Source organism: Mycolicibacterium grossiae, assembly GCF_008329645.1.
Taxonomy (GTDB): domain Bacteria; phylum Actinomycetota; class Actinomycetes; order Mycobacteriales; family Mycobacteriaceae; genus Mycobacterium; species Mycobacterium grossiae.
In genome coordinates this window covers 729,255-753,108 of record NZ_CP043474.1, presented here as the reverse complement: position 1 = coordinate 753,108, position 23,854 = coordinate 729,255, and the positions used below count along the sequence as shown (strand labels likewise).

At 69.1% G+C, this 23,854-nt stretch carries 21 protein-coding genes; 9 read left to right on the top strand and 12 right to left on the bottom strand.

All coding sequences use genetic code 11. From position 1 onward, the window contains the following. Positions 1-15 precede the first annotated feature (15 nt). Positions 16-393 carry a hypothetical protein gene (locus tag FZ046_RS03705; RefSeq protein ID WP_070353363.1) on the top strand — a complete coding sequence of 126 codons (378 nt, stop codon included), beginning with the start codon at positions 16-18 and terminating at the stop codon, positions 391-393. 57 nt (positions 394-450) lie between these two features. Beyond that, complete coding sequence (locus FZ046_RS03700; protein ID WP_083298237.1) at positions 451-1,557, top strand: cation:proton antiporter; 1,107 nt, start codon at positions 451-453, stop codon at positions 1,555-1,557. 8 nt (positions 1,558-1,565) lie between these two features. On the opposite strand, the gene lfrA is transcribed toward FZ046_RS03700, so the two are convergent. From lfrA to FZ046_RS03685, 3 genes are all read right to left on the bottom strand, one after another. Beyond that, positions 1,566-3,266 carry an efflux MFS transporter LfrA gene (lfrA, locus tag FZ046_RS03695; protein WP_083298233.1) on the bottom strand — a complete coding sequence of 567 codons (1,701 nt, stop codon included), beginning with the start codon at positions 3,264-3,266 and terminating at the stop codon, positions 1,566-1,568. Between the two features lie 37 nt (positions 3,267-3,303). After that, positions 3,304-3,870 carry a TetR/AcrR family transcriptional regulator gene (locus FZ046_RS03690; RefSeq protein ID WP_070353365.1) on the bottom strand — a complete coding sequence of 189 codons (567 nt, stop codon included), beginning with the start codon at positions 3,868-3,870 and terminating at the stop codon, positions 3,304-3,306. A gap of 146 nt (positions 3,871-4,016) precedes the next feature. Continuing rightward, positions 4,017-4,910: an RDD family protein gene (locus tag FZ046_RS03685; protein WP_070353388.1), complete on the bottom strand. Its 894-nt coding sequence runs from the start codon at positions 4,908-4,910 to the stop codon at positions 4,017-4,019. A gap of 41 nt (positions 4,911-4,951) precedes the next feature. Here FZ046_RS03685 and FZ046_RS03680 point away from each other — a divergent pair, with 41 nt between their 5' ends. Further along, a complete protein-coding gene (locus FZ046_RS03680) occupies positions 4,952-5,944 on the top strand; it encodes a stage II sporulation protein M (RefSeq protein WP_070353366.1) in 993 nt (330 codons plus the stop codon). Between the two features lie 4 nt (positions 5,945-5,948). On the opposite strand, the gene FZ046_RS03675 is transcribed toward FZ046_RS03680, so the two are convergent. Genes FZ046_RS03675 through FZ046_RS03655 form a run of 5 tightly spaced genes read right to left on the bottom strand, consistent with a single transcriptional unit; the run spans position 5,949 to position 11,304 of the window. Beyond that, entirely contained in the window at positions 5,949-7,271 is a 1,323-nt protein-coding gene (locus FZ046_RS03675) for a DUF58 domain-containing protein (protein ID WP_070353367.1), read from the bottom strand. Further along, positions 7,271-8,236 (bottom strand): AAA family ATPase, encoded by a 966-nt coding sequence (locus tag FZ046_RS03670; protein WP_070353368.1) that lies wholly within the window; start codon positions 8,234-8,236, stop codon positions 7,271-7,273. The genes FZ046_RS03675 and FZ046_RS03670 overlap by 1 nt, the downstream gene beginning before the upstream one ends. Then, positions 8,233-9,381 carry a DUF4350 domain-containing protein gene (locus FZ046_RS03665; RefSeq protein WP_083298234.1) on the bottom strand — a complete coding sequence of 383 codons (1,149 nt, stop codon included), beginning with the start codon at positions 9,379-9,381 and terminating at the stop codon, positions 8,233-8,235. Before FZ046_RS03665 ends, FZ046_RS03670 begins: the two co-directional genes overlap by 4 nt. Continuing rightward, a complete protein-coding gene (locus FZ046_RS03660) occupies positions 9,378-10,028 on the bottom strand; it encodes a DUF4129 domain-containing protein (protein ID WP_070353369.1) in 651 nt (216 codons plus the stop codon). The genes FZ046_RS03665 and FZ046_RS03660 overlap by 4 nt, the downstream gene beginning before the upstream one ends. Position 10,029: 1 nt before the next feature. Beyond that, positions 10,030-11,304 (bottom strand): DUF7847 domain-containing protein, encoded by a 1,275-nt coding sequence (locus tag FZ046_RS03655; RefSeq protein WP_070353370.1) that lies wholly within the window; start codon positions 11,302-11,304, stop codon positions 10,030-10,032. A 70-nt stretch (positions 11,305-11,374) separates the two neighbouring features. On the opposite strand from FZ046_RS03655, the gene FZ046_RS03650 reads away from it, so the two are divergent. The 3 genes from FZ046_RS03650 (at position 11,375) to FZ046_RS03640 (ending at position 13,196) form a co-directional block, all read left to right on the top strand. Further along, the gene (locus tag FZ046_RS03650) at positions 11,375-11,839 is read left to right on the top strand and encodes a GatB/YqeY domain-containing protein (protein ID WP_070353390.1); all 465 of its coding nucleotides are present in this window, start codon (positions 11,375-11,377) and stop codon (positions 11,837-11,839) included. A 57-nt stretch (positions 11,840-11,896) separates the two neighbouring features. Beyond that, on the top strand, positions 11,897-12,883 hold the full coding sequence (locus FZ046_RS03645) for an LLM class F420-dependent oxidoreductase (RefSeq protein WP_070353371.1): 987 nt from the start codon (positions 11,897-11,899) through the stop codon (positions 12,881-12,883). Positions 12,884-12,977: 94 nt separating this feature from the next. Further along, positions 12,978-13,196 carry a hypothetical protein gene (locus tag FZ046_RS03640; protein ID WP_070353372.1) on the top strand — a complete coding sequence of 73 codons (219 nt, stop codon included), beginning with the start codon at positions 12,978-12,980 and terminating at the stop codon, positions 13,194-13,196. Here FZ046_RS03640 and FZ046_RS03635 read toward each other — a convergent pair. Continuing rightward, positions 13,189-14,106, bottom strand: a complete 918-nt coding sequence (locus FZ046_RS03635; protein WP_070353373.1) for an MBL fold metallo-hydrolase — start codon at positions 14,104-14,106, stop codon at positions 13,189-13,191. The genes FZ046_RS03640 and FZ046_RS03635 overlap by 8 nt on opposite strands. 378 nt (positions 14,107-14,484) lie before the next feature. Here FZ046_RS03635 and FZ046_RS28110 point away from each other — a divergent pair, with 378 nt between their 5' ends. After that, positions 14,485-16,062: a hypothetical protein gene (locus FZ046_RS28110; RefSeq protein ID WP_070353374.1), complete on the top strand. Its 1,578-nt coding sequence runs from the start codon at positions 14,485-14,487 to the stop codon at positions 16,060-16,062. A 742-nt stretch (positions 16,063-16,804) separates the two neighbouring features. Here the strand turns inward: FZ046_RS28110 and FZ046_RS03620 are convergent. Continuing rightward, entirely contained in the window at positions 16,805-17,710 is a 906-nt protein-coding gene (locus FZ046_RS03620; protein WP_070353375.1) for a hypothetical protein, read from the bottom strand. A 336-nt stretch (positions 17,711-18,046) separates the two neighbouring features. On the opposite strand from FZ046_RS03620, the gene FZ046_RS03615 reads away from it, so the two are divergent. Further along, a complete protein-coding gene (locus tag FZ046_RS03615; protein WP_125939718.1) occupies positions 18,047-19,306 on the top strand; it encodes a hypothetical protein in 1,260 nt (419 codons plus the stop codon). Positions 19,307-19,439: 133 nt separating this feature from the next. Here the strand turns inward: FZ046_RS03615 and FZ046_RS03610 are convergent, their stop codons facing one another. Beyond that, positions 19,440-20,264 carry a hypothetical protein gene (locus FZ046_RS03610; protein ID WP_149484186.1) on the bottom strand — a complete coding sequence of 275 codons (825 nt, stop codon included), beginning with the start codon at positions 20,262-20,264 and terminating at the stop codon, positions 19,440-19,442. A gap of 122 nt (positions 20,265-20,386) precedes the next feature. Between FZ046_RS03610 and FZ046_RS03605 the strand changes: the two genes are divergently transcribed. Next, complete coding sequence (locus FZ046_RS03605; protein WP_070356446.1) at positions 20,387-21,622, top strand: IS256 family transposase; 1,236 nt, start codon at positions 20,387-20,389, stop codon at positions 21,620-21,622. Between the two features lie 398 nt (positions 21,623-22,020). Here the strand turns inward: FZ046_RS03605 and FZ046_RS03600 are convergent, their stop codons facing one another. Further along, positions 22,021-23,256: an IS256 family transposase gene (locus FZ046_RS03600; RefSeq protein WP_070356446.1), complete on the bottom strand. Its 1,236-nt coding sequence runs from the start codon at positions 23,254-23,256 to the stop codon at positions 22,021-22,023. Between the last annotated feature and the right edge of the window lie 598 nt (positions 23,257-23,854).

The following is a 23,854-nucleotide window of genomic DNA, read 5'->3' as shown; positions in this document are numbered from 1 at the left end:
GTCTATCGTGATCGGATGGCAGTCAGGTGGATGGACGATCCCGAGGCGCACGACTACGACGCCGCCGCCGACTACCTGAGCCTCGGCGCCGACGCCGCCGCGGTGGCGGCCACCGTCGACGCGTTGCGCACGGCGGCGCCGACGCTGCGCAAGGCCAAGGACATCCTGCGCGCAGCCGGGCTCACCCTGCTGCCGGCGTCCAACGAGCACGTCCGCACCGACCTCGGCAAGATCGCCGACGGCAAGAAGCTGTCCCCGATCCTGCTGGTGCGCGGTGACTTTCGTTCGGGCACGCCGCTGCAGGTGGCCGACGGCTATCACCGCGTGTGCGCCAGCTACCTGACCGACGAGAACACCGCGATCCCGTGTCGCCTCGTCACGTGGCACGCGTGACCCGCTGACGTGTCCGGCTTCGGGTTCCACACGCTGGCACTGCTGGTCGTCGTGGGGATGTCGGGTCCGCTGCTGGCCGCCGTCCCACGGCTGGCGATCCCCGCCATCATCGGCGAGCTGATCGCCGGAATGGTCATCGGCCGCACGGGTTTCGACGTCGTCGACACCACCGACCCGACGTTCACGCTGCTGGCCAACATCGGCTTCGCGCTGGTGATGTTCGTCGTCGGGACGCACGTGCCGATCCGCGATCCCGCGCTGCGATCCGGACTCGGCGCGGCCGTCGGGCGCGCAGCGCTCGTCGGCGTGGTGGCGGCCGTCGTCGGCGTCGGGCTCGCCGCGGCGTTCGGCACCGGGCACGCCGCGCTGTACGCCGTGCTCCTGGCGTCCTCCTCGGCCGCAGTGGCACTGCCCGTGCTCGACGACCTCGGTCTCGACGGGCCGCCGGTGCTCTCGCTGAAGGCGCAGATCGCCATCGCCGACGCCGCATCGATCGTGTCGCTACCGCTGGCGATCGACCCGCAGCGCGCCCCGCGTGCGGCGCTCGGCGCCCTCGCCATCGCCGGCTGCGCCGCCCTGATCTTCGTCGTCCTACGGCACTTCGAGCGCAACGGCACCCGTCGTCGCGTCCGGGCCTATTCGAAGCGGCACGGGCTGGCGCTCGAGCTGCGGCTCAGCCTCATCCTGCTCTTCGCGCTGTCGGCGCTGGCGCTCAGCACGCACGTCTCGATCATGCTGGCCGGCTTCGCCCTGGGTCTGGTGGTCAACGGCATCGGAGAGCCCAAACGCCTGGCGCGCCAACTGCTCGGCGTCACCGAGGGCTTCTTCGGACCGCTGTTCTTCGTCTGGCTCGGGGCTTCGCTCCAGGTGCGCGAACTGCTCGACCATCCCGCCTTCATCGGGCTGGGCCTCGCGCTCGGCGCCGGGGCGGTGCTGGCGCACGCGGTCGGGCGGTTCACCGGACAGCCGCTGCCGCTGGCGGCCATGGCGGCGGCGCAACTTGGGGTGCCGGTGGCCGCTGCCACGCTCGGGACCGAGCAGGGGCTGCTACGTCCGGGCGAGCCGGCCGCGCTGATCCTGGGCGCCCTGCTGACCATCGCGGTCACGACGGCGGCCGGGGCGCTGGCGCGGCGACGTCAGACCGCCCGCGCATCGACCCGGTAGGCGCGCGGTCACCGTTCCACCGGATGATCGGCGCGACGCGCTCGATCCGGCCGCGTCGACGGCGGCCGGCGCGTTCCGCGATCAGCGCGCGGTCCCGGGGTCGACGACGGCGTGGCACTCCGTCCGGACCGCGGCGTGGCTGCCGGCATCGGCGCTGCCGCCGCGCGGTCCACCTGGGCGGAGTCCGGGTCGACGGCGGCATCGTTGCTCCTGCGGAAGGCAAGGCCGACCACCACGGCGGCCACCAGCACCAGCACCCCGGCGATGGTGGCCGTCGGCGCGATGCCGGAGTCGAACGCGCTGCGCGCCGAGGCCAGCAGCCGCTCGCCCGCGGCAGCCGGCAGCTGGGCGGCCACGGCGACCGCGCCGCCGATGCTCTCGCCGGCGTCGCTCAGCTGTGTGGCCGACAGACTCTGCGGCACCTCGACGTTCGCGCGGTAGAACGCCGTGAAGATCGTGCCGAGGCTGGCGGTGCCGACCACCGCCCCCAACTCGTAGGCGGTCTCCGACACCGCCGAGGCGGCACCCGACTTCGCGGCGGGGACGGAGGCGACGATCGTGTCGTTGGTGATGGTCTGCGAGATGCCGACGCCGATCTCGAGCACGATGAACGACGCCACCACGGCCGTCACCGACAGGTCGTGGCGGAACGCCAGGATCATGAAGAAGCCGACCGCGATCAGGACCAGTCCGACCATCGTCAGGTGGTGCGGGGCGAACCACCGCACGAACCGCACCACCCCGATGCCGGCCACCATGGACAGCGCCGCGCCCGGCAGCGTCACGAGACCTGCCGCCAGCGGGCTGAGGCCGAGCACCAACTGCAGGTGCTGCGAGACGAAGAAGATGAAGCCGATGAGCCCGACGATCGACAGGAAGTTGGCGAGGATCGACGACGCGAACGGTGCGTAGCCGAACAGCGAGACGTCGATCATCGGTGTGGCGCTGCGTTTCTGACGGCGCACGAACAGGACGGCGGACGCGGCGGTCACCGCGAGCGCCAGCCCGACCGGCCAGGACGGGCCGTCGTGGGCGGCGGTCTTCACGGCCCACACCAGCGGCAGCATGGTGGTCAGCGACAGCAGCACGCTGATCGGGTCGACCGGGCCAGGGCTCGGATCGCGCGATTCGGGCACCAGTCGCGGGGCGAGGATCAGCAGCGGCAGCAGGATCGGCACGGCAACCAGGAACACCGCGCCCCAGTGGAAGTGCTCGAGCAGCACGCCGCCGACGATCGGTCCCAGCGCTGACCCGGCGGTGAAGAACGATGCCCAGATCGCGATGGCGAGGCGGCGGGTCGAGGCGTCGGTGAAGATGTTGCGGATCAGCGAGAGCGTCGACGGCATGAGCATGGCGCCGAAGAAGCCGAGGACGGCACGCGCCGCGACCAGCGCCTCGGCGCTCGGGGCGAAGGCGGCCGCGACCGACACGACGGCGAAGCCGGCGGCACCGATCAGCAGTATCCGGCGGCGGCCGATCCGGTCGCCGAGGCTGCCCATCGCCACCAGCAGCGTCGCCAGCACCAGGGAGTAGACGTCGACGATCCACAGCTGCGTCGTCGCCGGCGGACGGAAGTCCTGCGCGATGCTCGGCAGCGCGAAGGCCAGGATGGTGTTGTCGACGGCGATCAACATGACCGGCAGCAGCAACACCGCGAGCGCCAACCACGCGCGTCGCGGCGTCACGGCAGCCGCCGTGTCGGGGGACATTCCTACCTCGGTTCCTCGAAGTGATTGTGGGAGTTGATCATTCGGGCTTGATGGTGCCCTGAGTGAGACTGGCCATGATGGCGTCGACCACCTGCACGCGCGGCGTTCCGTCCGCCACGGCCTGATAGCCGGCGTTGAGCAGGGCCCAGAACACCAGTCGCGGCCAGCTCGGCGGTCCGGCGGTGCCCTGCGTGGCGACGCGGTCGAGGACGTCGACGATCACCTCGTCGCCGGTGTCGAGGATCGCGGCCAGTTCCTCGTCGCCGTAGAACGCCGGGTTGCTGTAGACGAACGGGATGATCGGCCCGAGATCCAGTTGGCACTCCACGACCCGGCGCAGCGCCTCGAGCGCCGGCCCGCAATCGGGCTCGGCGTGGGCGATCGCGGTGTTGCTGATCGCGTGGACGTGCAGCGCGAGTGCGCGTAGCAGGTCGGAGCGCTCGGGAAAGTAGCGGTGCAGCGTGCTGCGCCCGACCTCGGCCGCCGCGGCCACGTCGCCCAGCGACGCGTTGGGTCGCTGGGCGAAGACGGTGCTTGCGGCGTCCAGGATCGCCCGGCGGGTACGCGAACGCGCGCCGCCTTCGTTCGATTCGGGGGAAGCCATGTCGCCCAATGTAGCACTAGTCCATCAAAATGAGACAGTCGTGTCTCATCGAGCGATGGTGACGGTGCGACGCGCGCCGAGCGCGACCCCAGCGTCACCACGCGTGCCCGGCGGGACGCTGGCGTCACGTTCGACGTCGACGACGGTTACTCGGGCGGCGCGAACCCGCCGGGACCCGACGCGGGCGGTGCGGCCGCTGGGTACCCGGCCGGGGGCGGCGCGGGCCGGGGGTACATCGGCGCGGGATGACCCGGCCCGGGGTAGGGCGGTGGCGGGTACCCGGGAGCCGGTGGCCGCAGCCGTTCGAGTTCGCGGCGATGCCGTTCGGCGAGCACTGCGGCCAGCACGAACTGCGCCGGGGTGCCGTTCGGCGGAGGCGGCGCGACCTGCGCCGCCACCTCCGTGACGATCTGGTGTGCGATGCGGTCGCGCAGCACGGGCTGTAGGTCGCCGGCGCGGGAGAGGAACTGCCGGGCCCGCTCGGCCGTCGCCGGCTGCAGACCGGACAGCTGCAGCGTCGCCGCCCACCAGGCGAGCTGAGGCGGCATCGGCGGCGGTGGGGCCAGCCGTGGCGCCCGCTCACTGATGACCATGGTGCCTGCGAACACGTCGCCGATGCGCTTGCCGCGCGGCGAGACCAGCGAGCAGATCACCGCGGGTCCGCCGGCCAGCATCCAGATCTCGACGAAGCCGGCGAGCGCGCGAAACAGGGCCTGGCGGAACCGTTCCGGGCCGCCGTCGTCGGACACCACCCGCAAGCCCAGTGCCATCTTCCCCAGCGACCGGCCGCGGGTGGCGGTCTCGAGCACGACCGGATAACCGACCAGCGCCAGCACGGTGAACACGATGAGGACCGCGGCGGAGAACGCCGGATCGGTGTCGGCCAGCGTAACGGCCCACAGGAAGATGCCGAGCAGGTAGCCGATGAACACGACGATCACGTCGATCAGCACCGACAGCGCGCGCACCGGAAGCTGCGCGATCTGCACGTCGAGCACCACGGCGTCACCGGTCACCAACGGTTCGGGGTGGGCCACCATGGCCACCCACGCTACTAGGGCCGCGCACGTAGGATCCGGACGTGGACACCGACGCGTTCGTGCTGGCGCACCGCGCGACGTGGGACCGCCTCGAACAGCTGGTCAAGCGGCGGCGCTCACTCTCCGGAGCCGAGGTCGACGAACTCGTCGACCTGTACCAGCGGGTCTCCACGCACCTGTCGATGGTGCGGTCGGCGTCCGCCGATCCGGTGCTGGTGGGCCGCCTGTCCGGCGTGGTGGCGCGTGCCCGGTCCGCGGTCACCAGCGCGCACGCCCCGCTCTGGCGCGAGTTCGCGCGGTTCTGGACGGTGTCGTTCCCGGTGGTGGCCTATCGCACGTGGCGGTGGTGGCTCGGTTCGGCGGTGAGCTTCTTCGTCGTGGCGATCGTCATCGGCGTCTGGGTGGCGCGCGACCCGGAGGTGCAGTCGACGATCGGGACGCCCGCGGACATCGCGCACCTCGTCGATCACCAGTTCGCCGCCTACTACAGCGAGAACCCCGCGGGCTCCTTCGCATTCCGGGTGTGGGTCAACAACTCCTGGGTGGCGGCGCAGTGCATCGCGTTCGCGATCCTCCTCGGCATCCCCATCCCGTACCTGCTGTTCCAAAACGCCGCCAACGTCGGCGTTTCGGGCGGATTGATGTTCGACGCCGGACGCGGCGACGTGTTCCTCGGGCTGCTGGCGCCGCACGGGCTGCTGGAGCTGACGGCGGTGTTCCTCGCCGCGGCGGCCGGCATGCGGCTGGGGTGGTCGGCGATCGCGCCGGGTGACCGGCCGCGCGGCCAGGTGCTCGCCGAACAGGGCCGCGCCGTGGTGTCGGTGGCGATCGGGCTCGCGGTGGTGCTGCTGGTGTCGGGGCTCATCGAAGCCCTCGTCACGCCGTCACCGCTGCCGACGGTCGCCCGGGTGGCGATCGGCGTGGCCGCCGAGGTCGCGTTCCTGGCCTACGTCGTGCACTTCGGCCGCAGGGCCGTGCGCGCGGGCGAGACCGGGGACCTCGACGACGCGCCCGATCTGCTGCCGACCGGGTGAACGCTCACAGCCGTCCCGTCGCCTTCATCGCCAGGTAGCGGTCGGCCAGCGCGGGCGCCAGGTCCTCGGGTTCGGCGTCCACGACGTCGACGCCATGGCGGCGCAGCCGAGCGGCGAGCGCGAGCCGCTCGTTGCGGGACCGTTCGGCGGCCGCGGCGTCGTACACCTGGGCCGCGTCGGCGCGTCCGGCCGCCAGCGCGTCGACGCGCGGATCGGCCACGGACGCCACCAGCACCTGGTGCCGCCCGGCGAGCTGCGGCAGCACGGTCAGCAGCCCTTCGTCGAGTGCCGAGGCGTTCAACTCGGTCAGCAGCACCACCAGAGCACGACGCCGGGCGCGACGGTTGACGGCCGCCACCATCGCCGTCGCGTCGGACTCGAGCAGTGCCGGCTGCAGCGGCGCCATCGCCGTCACCAGCTGTGCCAGCAGTTCGGTACGCGATGCGCCGTGCACACCGGCGCGCACGACGCGGTCACAGGCGATGAAATCGACGTGGTCGCCCGCGCGAGATGCCAACGCCGCCAACAGCAGTGCGGCGTCCATGGACCAGTCGAGCCGCGGCCATCCACCGGGGTCGCCGGCGGTCGGGTCGACGCCGACGCGTCCGGCGGAGGTGCGTCCGGTGTCGAGCACCAGCACGATCCGACGGTCGCGTTCCGGCCGCCACGTCCGCACAACGACGTCCGAGCGCCGGGCGGTCGCGCGCCAGTCGATGGACCGGACGTCGTCGCCGGCGACGTACTCGCGCAGCGAGTCGAACTCGGTGCCCTGCCCGCGGATCAACACCGGGATCATGCCGTCGAGTTCGCGCAGCCGGGCCAGCCGCGACGGCAGGTGCTTGCGCGAGAGGAACGGCGGCAGCACGCGCACCTGCCACGGCACGCGGTGCGAGCCCTGCCTGCCGGCGAGCCCGAGCGGACCGCGGGAACGCGCCGTGACGACCGCGGCTCGCTGGTCGCCGCGCCGGTTGGGTCGCAGCGTCGTCACCACCCGGACCCGCTGGCCCGCCGCGACGTCGACGGGGTGCAGGCGCGGTGCGGCGCGTGCCGACGGCGGCCACGCGTCGCGCACGACGCCCCGAAATCGGCGACCGCCGTCGTTGCCGACGGTCAGCACCGCGTCCACGGACTCGCCGAGACGTGCCGTGGTGTCCCCGCTGCGTTCGAAGCGCAGCGAGCGCACGCCGGCCGCCAGCGCGACGTCGACGGAAACGGCCAGGACCAGCAGCACCAGCAGTACTGCGAAGGTCGCTGCCGGCCATGGGGATACGACGATCGGCAGCGCGCAGACGAGCGCCACCAGGCCGCTGCGTCCGGTCAGGAACACTAGCGCGGCACCGGTACCGCGGCGAGGATGCCGTCCAGCACGCCGTCGGGCGTCGCACCCTCCAACTCGGCCTCGGGCCGCAGCGCGATGCGGTGCCGCAGCGTCGGCCGCGCCATGGCCTTGACGTCATCGGGCGTCACGTAGCCCCGACCGGACAACCACGCCCATGCCCGCGCCGTGGCCAGCAGGGCGGTGGCGCCGCGCGGTGAGACGCCGAGCTGCAGCGCCGGGGAATGCCGTGTGGCACCGGCGATGTCGACGATGTAGCCGAGCACCTCGTCGCCGACGAGGACCTGGCGCACCGCGGCCCGGCCCGCGGCGAGTTCGGCCGGACCCGCAACGGGTCGCACGTCGTCGAGGTTGCGCGGGTCGAATCCGCGGGCGTGCCGCGAGAGGATCGCCACCTCCTGGTCCCGCGGCGGCAGCGGCACCGTGAGCTTGAGCAGGAAGCGGTCGAGCTGCGCCTCGGGCAGCTGGTAGGTGCCCTCGTACTCGATCGGGTTCTGCGTCGCGGCGACGATGAACGGGTCGGGCAGCGGGCGCGCCTCGCCCTCGACGCTGACCTGGCGCTCCTCCATCGCCTCCAGCAGCGCCGCCTGGGTCTTGGGCGGCGTCCGGTTGATCTCGTCGGCCAGCAGCAGGTTGGTGAACACCGGTCCGGCGCGGAACGCGAATGCGGCGGTGTGGGTGTCGTAGATCAGCGAACCGGTGATGTCCCCGGGCATCAGGTCGGGCGTGAACTGCACGCGCTTGAACTCCAGCCGCAGCGTCGCCGCGAGTGTGCGGACCAGCAGCGTCTTCGCCACGCCCGGAACGCCTTCGAGCAGCACGTGACCGCGGCACAGCAATGCGATGACCAGCCCGCTGATCACGGCGTCCTGGCCGACGACGGCCTTGCCGATCTCGGCGCGCAGGGCCAGCAGGGCCTGGCGGGCGGCGTCGCCGTCCGCGGGGGAAGTCGTCACGAGTGCGTGACCTGCCTTTCGATGTCGTCCAGATGGCGGGCGAGGGTGACCAGCCCGTCGTCGGTGGCCGGCGGTGGTCCGAACAGTCGGTGATGGTGGGTGTCCGGGTCGCCGCCGATGCGGCCCGCGACCGCCTGAGCGACGGCGGCCGGAGCGGCGCCGGCCGACAGTCCGAGGCGCGGCAGCATGCGCTGCAGGGTGCCGGTGCGCAGTGCGTCGGCCGCGCGGTCGCGGGCACGGTGCGCCCGGTACAGCCGACCGCGACCCTCGACGGTCTCCGAGGCGCGCACCACCACGGGGAGGTCCTCGGCGACCAGCGGACCGACCCGGCGGCTGCGCCACACCGCGACGAGCGCGACGACGAGGCACAGCTGCAGGACCAGCCACGTGACCCGGTCCGGAATGAGGTCGGTGATCGACGCCGACGCGTCGGACTCGCCCTCGACGAACGTGGGGACGTACCAGATGACGCGCTCGCGGCTCCCGACGAGGTTCATCGCCAACGCGGCGTTGCCCTCCTTCGGCAGCCCGGCGTTGGTGAGGAACGACGCGTCCCCGACGGCGGTCACGGTGCGGCCGTCCGCGCGGTACTGGGCGAGCGCCCCGTCGTAACACCGGGTGACGGTGACGTCGCCGGCGCCGTCGGCGCGACCGTAGGTGGCGCTGCCGTCGAGTTGGACGCGGCCGGCCCGCCGGGCGGCAGGCAGGTCGCAGTCCGGGTCGCCGCCCATGCTGAGGTCCTCGCCCTCGGCGAGATCGGGTGCCAGCACCTCGCGGGCCCGCGACACCGGGGCCACCAGCAGCCGGTCGCCCGGCAGGTCGGCGAGGGCGTCGAGCCCGTCGTCGTCGACGAGGAAGTAGGTCTGCGCGACGACGAGCAGCGTGTCGGGCCGTGCCTCGCGCGCGACGTCGGCGAGCGAGCGCGCCTCGACGACGGTCACACCCTCGTCGCGCAGCAGCGTCACCAGGGCGCGGGCCCCGTCGGGGGAGGTGGAGTCGGCGGCCAGCGGCGCACCCGGGCGCGGCGCGGTGAGCCAGGTGCTCAGCAGCGAGACGGCGGTGATCGCGAGCAGGGCGACCAGCACCCACTTCACCGTCCCCCAGCGCTGCCCGACGGTCGGTCCGACGGCGGTAATGCCCGTCATCGGACCTCCGCCCAGCCCTGGGTGGACCCCGCCGCCGCTGCGCCGCCCGGGCCCGACGGCCTGGTCCGCAGGTGGTCGTCGAGGTCGGCGACGACGCGGTACGCCGCCTCGGTGCCGGGACGGGCGCCGTAGGTGACGTCGTTGAATGCCTCGGCGGCGCGGCGCATCTCGTCGGTGAGGGCGGGTAGTGCCGCGGCGGTGTCGCGCGCGAGTTCGGTGGCGGTACGGCCGGGCACGGGCAGCAGGACCCCGGTGTCCTCCAGGTGGCGTGCCACGGCGCGCAGCCGGTGCCGGATGGCCGCGGACCAGTCGCCGCGGGCGGCGCTCTCCTCGGCGGCGGCCCGGTGCTCGGCGGCGGTCCGGTCGTGCCCGGCGAACACCGCGGCGTCGCGGGCGCGCTGCGTACGCATGGTCCGCCGCGCGAGACGTATGGCGACGACGACCGCGATCACGACGAGGATCAGCAGCACCGAGAGCGTGAGCCAGCCGCCGGGGATGGACGCGCCTTCCACGGTGATCCGGTAGATCAGGTCGTCGAGCCAGTCGGTGATGCGGTCGGTGAGCGATGCCCGCGGATAGATGGGCTTCGAGAGTTCGCGTTGCGCGGCGTCGTGGGCGGCGTCCCGGTCGATGTCCAGCGTCGGCACCTCAGTAGCGGGCGGCCTGCGGCGCGGTGAGCCAGAGGTGGTCGGTGGAGTCGGACGGCGCGCCCGGCGGGATGCCGACGCCGGTCTGCAGCACGAGATCGAAGGCCTCGGCGCGGATACGGCGGTCGGTGTAGAGCAGCACCACCACGCCGGCGGTGAAGGGTGCGGTGACGATCTGACCGATGGCCGAGCCGATGGCCAGCAGCACCATCGCCAGGATCAGTGGTCCTCCCGACGCACCGCTGCCCGCCAGGATTTGGCCCACCAGGCTGAAGGGCAGTGACACCGCGCCGGAGATGATCGCGGCCAGCAACTGGCCGAGCAACCAGATGCCGAGCACGCGCCAGAAGTCGCGCCGGACCAGGGCGATGGACCGCCGGAACGCGGCCATCACCGGCAGGCGCTCGAGCACCACCAGGGTCGGGGCGAACAGCAGGATGGTGCCGAGGTAGGCGAGGCCGACCAGGACGAGCAGTCCGAGCAGGATGCCGAGGAGGACGGCCGCGACGTCGCCGAGTATGTAGCCGACCGTGACGACCACCCCGATGACGACGCCGACGATCAACACCAGGCCGAGGATCTCGATGCCGACGACGCCCAGCAGGGCGAGCACGCGCCCGCGCACCCGGCGCCACGCCTCGCCGATGGAGATGCCCGCGCCGAACACGGCGCGGCCCACGACGACGGTCAGCAGCCCGCTGAGCACGATCGTCGACACGACGGTGACCACGCCGCCGAGGATCCCCGACAACGACAGCCCGACGATGGTCGCGACGGAGACGTCGTCACCGCTCGAGGGATCGGTGGCCGCCAGTCCGGCGAACGACCCGACCTGCAGGACGAGGACGAGGAGTTGTGCGAGGACGATGACGGCGGCGGTCAGGCCGAGCGACGCCTTGGGGTTGCTGCGCACGTAGGAGAACGCGCCGTTGAAGACGTCGGAGATCGTCAGCGGCCGCAGCGGGATGATGCCGGGCTTGAGCGCCGGCGGTTGCCCCGGGAAGCCGGGGTAGCCACCCGGACCGAAACCGCCCGGGGGCGGATAGCCGTATCCGGGCGGTGGACCGTAGCCCGGTGGGGGCCCGTAGCTCGGCGGTGGGCCATAGCCTGGCGGGGGACCGTAACCCGGCGGTGAGCCGTAGCCCGGCGGGGGACCGTATCCGGGCGGGGGCCCGTAGCTCAACGGTGGGCCGTAACTCGGCGGGGGACCGAAGCCTGGTGGAGGACCGTAACCCGGCGGGCCGGCCCCACCCGCGTCGTTGCTCATGATCACCATCCTGTCGACCGCGTCGGCCATCGGCAACGAGCCTGCCACGGCGACCGCAGCCGGGCGTAGCGTTCCCTTCATGGCGGAACTCAAGGAACGGCTGCGGAAGGACCTGACCGCGGCCATGAAGGCACGGGACACCTTGCGCACCGCGACGCTGCGCATGCTGCTGGCCGCGATCCAGGCCGAGGAGGTCTCGGGTAAGGCCGCGCGCGAGCTGTCCGACGACGACGTGCTGAAGGTGCTGACCCGGGAATCACGCAAACGCGGTGAGGCGGCGACGATCTACGTGCAGAACGGTCGTGGCGAACTCGCGGCCAACGAGCGCGCCGAGGCGAGCGTCATCGACGAGTACCTGCCCGCGCAGCTCAACGACGACGAGGTGGCCAACGTCGTTAACACCGCCATGGCGCAGGTGGCCGAAGAACTCGGCGAGCGGCCCGGCAAGAAGCACATGGGTCTGGTGATGAAGGCGGCCACGGCGATCGCGGCCGGGCAGGCCGACGGCGCGCGACTGTCGGCGGCGGTGAAGGACCGGCTCTAGCCGTGACGAACCGCTGACGGGCGGTTTCCGCGGGGGCCGCCCGGGTACCCGGCGGCCATGACGCGTTTCGGATACACCTTGATGACCGAGCAGAGCGGCCCGAAACAGCTTGTGGACTATGCGGTTTCGGCAGAGCGCGCGGGATTCGACTTCGAGGTCAGCAGCGATCACTTCTCGCCGTGGCTCAGTTCGCAGGGGCACGCACCGAATGCGTGGACCATGCTCGGCGCCGTCGCGCAGGCCACCAGCTCGGTGGAGCTGATGACCTACGTGACGTGTCCGACCGTCCGCTACCACCCGGCGATCGTGGCGCAGCAGGCGGCGACCTTGCAGATCCTGGCCGACGGCCGCTTCACGCTCGGCGTCGGCAGCGGCGAGAACCTCAACGAGCACGTCGTGGGCAAGGGATGGCCGACGGTCACTCGCAGGCAGGAGATGCTGCGCGAGGCGATCCAGATCATCCGCGAGCTGTTCGGCGGCGAGATGGTCGACTGGAAGGGAGAGTACTTCGAGGTCGATTCGGCACGGCTGTGGGACCTCCCGGACGTCCCCGTGAAGATCGCCGCGGCGGTGTCCGGTGACCGGTCGGTCGAGACCTTCGCGCCGCTGGCCGACCATCTGATCGCCGTCGAACCCAACAAGGACCTCGTCGACAAGTGGCACGATGCGCGGCGCGCGACGGGGCTGCCGGGCGACGTGCGCGTGATCGGTCAGCTGCCCATCAGCTGGGATCCGGACCGGGACGCGGCGGTGGCCCGCGCCCATGACCAGTTCCGCTGGTTCGCCGGCGGGTGGGCGGTCAATGCGGATCTGCCGACGACGGCGGGCTTCGCCGGGGCGACGCAGTTCGTGCGGCCCGAGGACACCGCCTCGTCGATCCCGTGCGGTCCGGATGTGGACGCCATCGTCGAGGCGGTTCAGGAGTATGCCGACGCCGGCTTCACCGACGTCGCCCTGGTGCAGGTCGGCGACGAGGCGCAGGGCCGCTTCCTCGACGAGGCCGCCGGCCCGCTGTTGGAGGCGTTGCGCGCGAAGGTGGGCTGACGGCGCGTTGCTTTGCCACGTTTGAGGTTCTACCAAGCTGGGAATAGGCCGCGCAGTAGCCAATCCACGAGGGGGCATTGTGGCCTGGACTCTGTTGTACGCCTACGGCGTGGTCGGTCTGGCGAGCGCCGTCATCGTGTTCGCGCTGAGCGTGCGCATGAACGCCGGCCTGCGACCCGTACCGCACCGCATGTTGCTGAGCCTCGCCGCCGGCGCAATGTGGCCGTTGCTGCTCATCGGTGCCGCCGAATTCGGATCCTTTGCGGCCTACGCCAAGGTTCACGAACACGACGACGACGCCATCCTTACCTAGCCGATCGGGTAGTTCCCGGTGGCGGTGCAATGACGGGGGCCGCCACGGGCTGCCACTGCGGTACGCCGCCATCGGAGGTGACGCGTCCGAAGGGCTGATCGCCGAAGTGGACGGCGAAGCCGTACGTATCGGGGGCGAGTAGTACGTCGACGATGCGCCGTCGCGCCTCGGGGACGCGGGCAGGCTCCGCGTCCGGTGCCGACCGCCACTCCGGATGACCGAGCTGGGCGGGGGCGTGGAAGGCGTCGCCGAACGCCACGACCCGAGCGCCCCGCGCCGTCCTCACCACGTACGACGCATGCCCGCTGCTGTGCCCCGGTGTGACGAGCGCCGTGACCCCCGGCACCACGTCCTCGCCGTCGGCGACCAGCCGCAGCAGGGGGTGGCGCTGCAGCCCGGACACGATCGCGGCGATGCCCGCGTCGGCGTCCGGTGCGCCGCCCGCCAGGGGCGACCACTCGGCCTCGGCGAGCACGTAGGTGGCCCGGGGAAAGACGGGGTCGCCGGCATCCGCGGTGAACATCCACCCCGTGTGGTCCGGGTGCAGGTGCGTCAGCGCGACGACGTCGACGTCGTCGGGCGCGACCCCGAGCGACGCGAGGGTGTCGAGGAGCGCTCCGCAGTCGACCCGGCCGAAGGGCGATTCCATCTGGACGGCGCCGAAACCCGTGTCGACGAGCAGGGTGTGACCGTCGCGTTGCACCAGCAGACCACCGGTCGACATCGCCACGTGGCCCGCGGCGTCGACCTCGTCGGGGTGGGCGCGCCAATAATCGGCGGGGACGGCGGGCAGGAAGGCGGCGGGAAGCATCGACATCGCGCCGTCGACGACGTAGGTGAAGGTGACGTCGTCGAGCTGCCAGCGACGGACCGCCGCCGCGGTGTTCAGTGCTCCCGTGTGACCGGTCACGACGCCTCCGTTTGCGAGTGGGTCACGTTCATTCCCGACCGCGACGATAGCGGCGGCATCTGGGAGGCGGTCGGCAGTGCAGTAGTCGCGGGCTGACAGCCGACCGGATTGCAGTAGTCGACGGCCTCGCGCACGGCACCGACCCTGGCGATACTCGGGACGGCCGAGTCGGCCCGTGGTGTTTCGCAACTGAGCGGTCGAGAGGTTCGGCAAAGGCCGAACCTCGGTGGGTCGTGCCCGGCTGACGTCGGATCAGAGTGTTGCGCCTCGGCGACACCTGCCGGATTCTTCGATATTTACTATTGACGTAGCCGCAGAAAGTAGCCTCGTTCCGTACCGCTGGCAAAGGTTGTCGCGGTTGCCCTTCAAAGGAGACTCATGACCGTTCGACAGCACACCGGCGGGGTCGCCGTTCTCGCCGCCGGACTCGCGGCCGGCGGGGCGCTGATCTTCGGACCGTCGGCGACGGCGCACGCCGCCCCCGACCTCGGCGCGTCCTGCTCGGCCACGGTTCCGTCCTGTCTGGCGGGCCCCGGCAACGTCGTCGCTGCGTCGGTGACCCCTCGAGCCGTCGTCGCGGTACCCACGATCGGTGCCTCCGTCGGCGGCCCGCTTTTCGGGCTGTTCGGCAACGGGGTCGATGCGGCCGCTGATTGCGTCGGCGCGGCATGCAATGGCGGCAATGGCGGCTTGTTCTTCGGCAGCGGCGGCGCAGGAGCGAACGGTGGTCGCGGCGGCAATGGTGGTCTGTTCTTCGGCAACGGCGGTAGTGGCGGAAATGGCGTGACGCCGGGACAGGCCGGCGGCGCCGGAGGAAGCGCCGGTCTCCTGTCGCTCTTCGGCAGCGGCGGCAACGGCGGTCGCGGTGCCGACGGCGCGCTGGGTGTCGCCGGCGGTGCGGGCGGCAGCGGCGGCGACGCGTCGTGGTTCGGTGGCGGCGGAAGCGGCGGCACCGGTGGTGCCGGCTACAGCGGAAAGGACGGCGTCAACCGGAGTCCGGCCACGCAGCCGGGAGCCGGAGGGGGCGGCGGCTTCACCGTCGGTACCGGTGTCGTGGTCGGCGATGACGGCGCCCCGGGTGAGGACGCCGCAGCGGGAACCGATGCCTCCGGCGGCGGCGGCGTCAACGGCGGCATCGCCTCGCACACGCTGGTCAATCCCGGGAGCACGCCGCCGCCCGTCATCTCCGCCACGGGTGGCGCCGGCGGCGCGGGAGGCAAGGGGTCCGGTGGCGGCGCCGGCGGCACGGGCGGTCACGGCGGCTACGGCGACACCAGCTCGGTCTTCCCCGGCTTCACCACCGTCGTCGCCGGCGGCGCGGGTGGGCGGGGTGGAGACGGCGGCGACGCCGGCGGCACCGGCGGGACCGGCGGGCAGGGCGGCTTCGCGTATGGCTACAGCGGATCGACGCGCACCGCAGGGGCGTCCGGCGATGGTGGGACGGGCGGAACCGGTGCGGTCGGCGAGAGCGGCACCAACGGCGGCGCCGGCGGTGCCGGCGGCCGTGGGGGCCTCTTCGGAGACGGCGGCGCAGCAGGCGCCGGCGGAAGCGGCGGCAACGGCGGGAACGGCGCGCAGGGTGGCGCTGGCGGCACCGGCGGTCAGGGATCCTTCGTCCCGAGCAGCCCCGTGCGCATCGCCAGTCCGGGCGCTTCCGGAGGACAGGGCGGAACCGGTGGGGCGGGTGGCGACGCCGGCACGGGCGGAGCAGCCGGATCGGCCGGGACGTCGACCTTCGGCCGGACCGGCACCAACGGTACGGCCGGCTCGACGGGAACGCCGGGCACCGGCGGACGGGGTGGCACCGGGGGAACCGGCGGGGCGTCGGGCGCCGGAACGCCCTCGCCGGGCAGCGCGGGCTCGGCGGGTGCCGCCGGATCGAATCCGTCGTCTGGCAGCACGAGTGGCGGCGCCGGCGGTACCGGCGGAGCGGGAGGTGCCGGCGGCACCGTCTGACATGGCATGACGGCCGACGACGATCAGGGCCCCGGGTGCACGTGCACCCGGGGCCCTGATCTGCAGTGAGTCGGGGTGGCGGGATTCGAACCCACGACCTCTTCGTCCCGAACCACGACACCTAGGCTTTTGATTGAGTTGGGTGTGTTGGTTACGGCGAGAAAGTGCAGGTCAAAGCGTTGGAGTCGTTGGCCTGGACCGACGAAACGGAGACGAGCTGCGGACTGACTGCGGACTGGTCACGATTTGTGGCGGGCCCTAGCGGTCGCACGCACTAGTCCGGGCCGGTGGGAACCGTGATAGCCGATGCCAGTGAACCTTGAAAACCGGCGACGAGTTTTCAAGGTTGACGCGGTAACCTCTAAGTTACAGATCTGGAATTCAGGGCTGGCCGGTCGGCGTGGATCAAGCGGACATCAAAGTGCTGCGCCATTGGCCTTTCCGGTGAGCGGGGCCTAGAAAGCCCATCGCCCAGGGCGTGGAGAGCCCTCCAAAACACCACCGTGCTCAGCGGCCTCGCTCGAGGTTTTGCTGCAGCCCGCCCGCCACCGCCACGACATGCGTGACCTTCTCAACCAAGAGACCGCACTCTCAGAAGTTCGCTTTGCAACATTCCCGCCGGGGACGTCAGGCAGAGTCAGCCCCACTTGTCCCGAAAACGAAGGTTTTGGGGACGGCGGGGGAGTGGCAAGCCCATTCGGTGTCGGCGCCCGCAGGCCCTGGACACCTATGAAGCGGAGTCCTAGGACGCCAAGGGCGGATCCTCGGGTGCGACAGCAGGCCAACCGCTGCGATCAATCTGCCGTACAAAGGCGTAGAGCATGCCCATGTGGTGTCCAACGTCTGTCGCGGTGTAGAGGTAGCCCTCAACACGGGTGGTTGGGAAATGCGCTCCACTCTGCAGGCGGACCTGATTAAAGGTGTCTTGGCTATATCCAAGTTGGCCGAGGTCATTGACTCGTCGCCAGGCTGAACCCATGTCATCCGGTTGACCGGGTTCGTGCCCATAGTCGCCGTCGTGCATCTCGAAGAATCGGCGCATTGGATGTTTGTCCGAAACCATCCGTTCTTGCAGAAGTGAATCCAGCTCGCGGTGAAACCAGGGCAATCCCCGCTCCAAGCGTTGCAGCCGGACGTACTGGTCCAGAGTGTTCCAATCCCGAACCGCTGCAAGCCATTGCAGTCGTAGGTCGGAAGCCTCGCCAACCTGTCGCATCATGTCCTGAAGTGCGTCGCTCCAAACACTGGACTGGCCCTGCACGAACGCAATAAGTTCTTGGAACTCGTCGGGCGTTAGTTCGGTGCCATACCTGTTGATGCCTTGCCACGTCTCATCGTGGACGGCCTGAATTCGCTCGCTGCATGTCCTCATCGCGTCAATCCGCTGCGGGCCGCACAGGGTGGTGATCGCATCGCGAAACTGGTTCCAAGCAATCTGCGAAACCGCATTGACCCGGTCTGCTGCGGCCTTGTCGTCGCGTTCGCTAGCAAGCGTAGCGAGTACAACGAGCGCGAATGGCACACCAATGAGGAAGCCAGTCAAGCCCGCGAGGATGTTAGGTATGTAAGCATAGGTTTCCATCCACTTGGCGCCGGTCAGGTCCGCTTGTAGACACACGGCGAAGAGCATCAGGCCGAACCCCAGCATGACCCAGATCAGGATCTTGGTGAGGCGCCCGAAATTACGGAAGGCATTTGAAACCCCTCCGGGTTTGACTGCAGGCGGGTGGCGCGTCGGCCATTTCGTTGTCCCGGCCCTATTCAATCGGCCCCCTGGAACAACTCATCCCATCCAACCTCCGCCCCCATCATGTGAGGATCATCAGTCTCCCATGGTGCCGTCTCACAAACGACCGGTTGCGGTAGACCCGTGAAGCTCACCTCCTACCGCCTCATCACCGCAGGAACCGACTTTCGCATCCAACGTCCGGCGTACGCCCATGTTTTATCGTGGCGGGAAACCCGCGCAGCTTAAGGTCGTTACATGGCACAGCAGCCCAGGCCCTTGTGGTACGACCCGGACGTGTTCGAGGGAGTCATGGCTTTTTCGTTCGCCCTGCCGTACGCGCTTCCATTGGCTGGATACAACCTGCTCGTCATCGAAGACGAGTACCTGAGCCAGCGCGGAGCATCACCTCAAGACTTCGATCACAAGTGGATGCAGACACCATTCAATTGTCTGACCCGATGGGTCATCCAAAAAACCGAACCCAACCCTGTTCTAGTTGATTCAGTGCTCGCATCTTCGGTGCTCAGCACCCTCACCGGCCACGAACCACCGGATAAGCCGCTTTCCGACGCCGGGACCAGCCATGATCGATCGGTCGCTGTGGTCATGGTCCCGGTAAAGACCCGAGCCGCCGGTTTCGCACCACCGCACGACGGCAAGGTTGACCCTTTGACCGTCGCGCACTGGCTGATTGCCGACGTCGCCCGGTCGTTGCGGATCGAGTCATGGGCCCCACTGCCAGACCTGCACTACCCGGCCCTGAGCCCGATCGTCCCCGTCGCGTTCGGCGCCGGCCCAAACTTCGACGAAATGCAGTTCGGAGGGCAATATGCACTGCTATTGGACCATTTACCGAACCGACTTGGTGGCGGGAATCAACACACAACTAACCACGACACGGTCGGGCAGATCTTCGGCCAGCTCACGCGCGGCAGCATCAGCGCCCTAATCCGGGATCACATGTGTCGGGCGTGGGCCGAACAAGTCGCTGGGGACAGTCGGGCAAGTATTTTGAGCTCAGCGATCGCCTGCGAACTCATGCTGGACAGCGTCCTGGCCGCGATGCTGTGGGAGGAAGGGAAGTCAGTCGAAGAGGCCGCCAAGATATGGGCAGATCACAGCTCCATCACAGTTCGCGTCAAACGCCTTTACGCAACGCGACTCCTAGGAAACTGGTCACTTGAAGGCACGGGCCCGATAGCGCGATGGCTCAAACATATTGTTTACGTGCGCAACAGCGTGATTCACTCCGGCCGGACACCCTCCCCAAGCGAAGTCAACATTGCAGGTCCAACTTCTGCCGGCATCACCGGCTTCGTCGCTTCGCGCCTCGTAGCCAGGTGGGAGAAATATCCCAAGACGATGTCTGTCCTTTGCGGCCCGACTTCTGTTCGGCAGCATGCCTCCAAGAAGAAGCAGGATGCGATTCTCCAGGAGTTGGAGCGCTGCTCACCCTTCGCCGTCGATTTTCACAAATGGCGCGACGAGTGGCTCGAAGCGCGGCAATTGATTTAAATCGCTGCTGCGGTCTGGGGTCGAGGGCGTTCATACGTGCGCCTTACGTAATTGCGTCCCAAGCATCGCCGGTATCCGCCCCACCCCTCCGTGAAGGAGGAGTTGCCCGCCGTGCGGGCTTGGCGCGCCGAGCTCAGCTGCGCACCGCATTCCCGTTGGTATCCTTCCGAACGAGCCCTAACCTCATCGAGTGCGGCCGGACCGCAACACGGATCCGGTAGAGGCACCACGCTTGCTGCACCGTCCGACGGGCCACGCGAAGATTGGACAAGAACAACCCCCGGTCCGGTACCACGGCACTCATCCTGCCGTGTTCATAGACATCAATGCTGTCGACTTCCGTGATGATTGTCTGCAGCGCCCACGTCTTTGCATGGCTGACACCCGCACAGACTCGCCACGCAGTCAGCAATGACTCGGGATGTCCCGGAAGATCGTCGATTGACTCGATCAGCGCCTCGAACCCACCAGCCTTTCCCTTTGCCGGATCGATGCCCACCCTCGCCGCGGCGTTGGTCGCCCATTGCTGTCGCTCGTCGTGCTCCCCACCGTCGTCAAGCGGTGTTCCGCTGAACGCCTTCGCGGAGTAGCGCCACGACTCGCGATGCTGGACAAGCAGGCGCGCGAGCCGTGTGTCGACGTCCTCGGGCGCCAATAGCCACACTGCGGATCCGGCAGACTCATAGACGGCGCGCAGCAGTGCGAACTGCGGAGTCATCCAACTACCGCTGAGCACCAGTGCGCACGCCGCATCCACGCACTCGACGGCTTGACCTAAACCGCGCCGAGCCACCGACGTCGCCCAGATTTCAGGAAACCTGCCTTCGTCTTCGGCGAGATCACTGCCGGGTTCAGCGTGGCCGTCTGGCCGCTCCCGCACCAGAGCACCGCATTCCAGCACCAGAGCCAGTTCTCGGCGGATCTCGCTGTCCACATCAAAGTCCATGGTTGCGTCCACCAAGGTGGTGTACGAGTCGGACCTGATCAGCGGTACCGGCGTGTCGTAGCCGAATGATTGAAGGTCATCGCGTGATTCTTCGAGAGACCGACCAAAGTTTCTCGAGCAAAGGAACCGACGCGATGACCACTGCCCACAATATCGACCTGCCCACCGTGCTGGCCGAACGACTCACCACCGCCCATCCCGACGTGCTGCGCGAGCTGCTCGCCACATTCATCCACACCCTGATGGGCGCTGAGGCCGACGCCCTGTGCGGCGCCGGATACGGCGAACGCAGCACCGAGCGCACCAACTCCCGCAACGGCTACCGGCACCGCCAATTCGACACCCGCGCAGGCTCATTGGATCTCGCGATCCCGAAGCTGCGCCACGGCTCCTACTTCCCGGACTGGCTGCTGGAACGCCGCAAACGCGCCGAACGGGCTCTGACCACGGTAGTCGCGACCTGCTACCTGCTGGGGGTCTCGACGCGGCGGATGGACAAGCTGGTGGAGACCCTGGGGATCACGTCGCTGTCGAAGTCCCAGGTCAGCGTGATGGCTAAGGAACTCGACGCCGCCGTCGAAGCCTTCCGCACCCGGCCCTTGGACGCCGGCCCGTACACGTTCGTGGCCGCCGACGCCCTGGTGCTCAAGGTCCGCGAGGGCGGGCGGGTGGTCAACGTGCACGCCCTGATCGCGGTCGGGGTCAACGCCGAGGGCCATCGCGAAATCCTGGGTATTGACGTCAGTACCGCCGAGGACGGAGCGGGCTGGTTGACGTTCTGGCGGTCGCTGACCGCCCGCGGCCTGTCCGGGGTCAAATTGGTCACCAGCGACGCCCATGCCGGGCTGGTAGCGGCCATTGGGGCGACGCTGCCCGGGGCGGCCTGGCAGCGGTGCAGAACGCATTACACGACCAACCTGATGGCCGTCACTCCCAAGTCGTCGTGGCCGTGGGTCCGGACATTGTTGCATTCGGTGTTCGATCAACCAGACGCTGAATCGGTTGCTGCGCAATATGATCGGATCATCGAGGCCCTCGCGGACAAGCTCCCCAAGGTCGCCGACCACCTGGAAGAAGCCCGGGCGGACCTGCTGGCGTTCACTGCGTTTCCCAAGCAGATCTGGCGCCAGATCTGGAGCAACAACCCCCAGGAACGCCTCAACAAGGAGATCCGCCGACGCACCGACGTCGTCGGCATCTTCCCCGACCGAAACGCTCTGATCCGCCTCGTCGGCGCCGTCCTGGCCGAACAACACGACGAATGGGCAGAATCGCGGCGCTACCTCGGCCTCGACGTCCTCAGCAAATCACGCACCGTCAACGACACACCGACAGAACAGGAGGCCACCCCAGCGGCACTGACCGCCTGACCCAACTACCTCGAAGAATCACACGACGACGTCGTACACCACGTCCCTGGACTTGACCAAGTCCATGATGACAATCACTACCAGGAAGGTCAGACGGAGATTCGTACCGAACATGGTGTGAGACAGGAAACGAGAGGCCGCGACCTGGGCTTACACGATGGGGCGCGGCCCCTCTGGTGAGCGTGTCATTCCTCTAGAAATGAGAAACGCTGGGTTACGCACTCGCAATCTGCAGAGCTGGCCAACCCGACAGCAAGTGAACGGGTCGAGAACGTTTCGGCGTGCCTCAGGGGGTGTTCCTGACCGGGGCGCTTACCCGTGGGGGTCGACCACCGCGCGCGGTCAAGTCCAGGGACGTGGTGTACGACGTCGTCGTGTGATTCTTCGAGGTAGTTGGGTCAGGCGGTCAGTGCCGCTGGGGTGGCCTCCTGTTCTGTCGGTGTGTCGTTGACGGTGCGTGATTTGCTGAGGACGTCGAGGCCGAGGTAGCGCCGCGATTCTGCCCATTCGTCGTGTTGTTCGGCCAGGACGGCGCCGACGAGGCGGATCAGAGCGTTTCGGTCGGGGAAGATGCCGACGACGTCGGTGCGTCGGCGGATCTCCTTGTTGAGGCGTTCCTGGGGGTTGTTGCTCCAGATCTGGCGCCAGATCTGCTTGGGAAACGCAGTGAACGCCAGCAGGTCCGCCCGGGCTTCTTCCAGGTGGTCGGCGACCTTGGGGAGCTTGTCCGCGAGGGCCTCGATGATCCGATCATATTGCGCAGCAACCGATTCAGCGTCTGGTTGATCGAACACCGAATGCAACAATGTCCGGACCCACGGCCACGACGACTTGGGAGTGACGGCCATCAGGTTGGTCGTGTAATGCGTTCTGCACCGCTGCCAGGCCGCCCCGGGCAGCGTCGCCCCAATGGCCGCTACCAGCCCGGCATGGGCGTCGCTGGTGACCAATTTGACCCCGGACAGGCCGCGGGCGGTCAGCGACCGCCAGAACGTCAACCAGCCCGCTCCGTCCTCGGCGGTACTGACGTCAATACCCAGGATTTCGCGATGGCCCTCGGCGTTGACCCCGACCGCGATCAGGGCGTGCACGTTGACCACCCGCCCGCCCTCGCGGACCTTGAGCACCAGGGCGTCGGCGGCCACGAACGTGTACGGGCCGGCGTCCAAGGGCCGGGTGCGGAAGGCTTCGACGGCGGCGTCGAGTTCCTTAGCCATCACGCTGACCTGGGACTTCGACAGCGACGTGATCCCCAGGGTCTCCACCAGCTTGTCCATCCGCCGCGTCGAGACCCCCAGCAGGTAGCAGGTCGCGACTACCGTGGTCAGAGCCCGTTCGGCGCGTTTGCGGCGTTCCAGCAGCCAGTCCGGGAAGTAGGAGCCGTGGCGCAGCTTCGGGATCGCGAGATCCAATGAGCCTGCGCGGGTGTCGAATTGGCGGTGCCGGTAGCCGTTGCGGGAGTTGGTGCGCTCGGTGCTGCGTTCGCCGTATCCGGCGCCGCACAGGGCGTCGGCCTCAGCGCCCATCAGGGTGTGGATGAATGTGGCGAGCAGCTCGCGCAGCACGTCGGGATGGGCGGTGGTGAGTCGTTCGGCCAGCACGGTGGGCAGGTCGATATTGTGGGCAGTGGTCATCGCGTCGGTTCCTTTGCTCGAGAAACTTTGGTCGGTCTCTCGAAGAATCACGCGATGACCTTCAATCATTCGGCTACGACACGCCGGTACCGCTGATCAGGTCCGACTCGTACACCACCTTGGTGGACGCAACCCCGCGCGCCAGGCCTGACCACGCTTTACCGTTGGAGTCAGCGCAGATCGCCGACGAAGGGGAGGCCAGGTGTCCACACCCCGCAGAACGCCAGTGCGAATGGCTCCTAACGATGCCGCTTTGGCTTGGGAGCTGGCGGCCATTACGCGCCCATACTTGAGCAGAGTCGACGCCGACCGAATCTATATACCCTGGGCATCGGCGAGACGTTCGCCGCAATCGACGCCCTCATCACCGCCATCGCGCGCAATCACGTTCGCCTGAGCGAAGACCTAGCGGCCACCACCGCCAGCTGGCTGGACTGCTACCTCGGACAGGAAGCCGAACCGCGTCTGCGTCATCTTCTCACTGAGGTCATAGACGCTGCGTCACAACAAACCACGTCGGTGTCAGACGACCGAAGGGGCTCAGGGCCGCAGCACAGTACCGGCATCGGTTGATTTGATTGGTCGCTAGACCGTCACG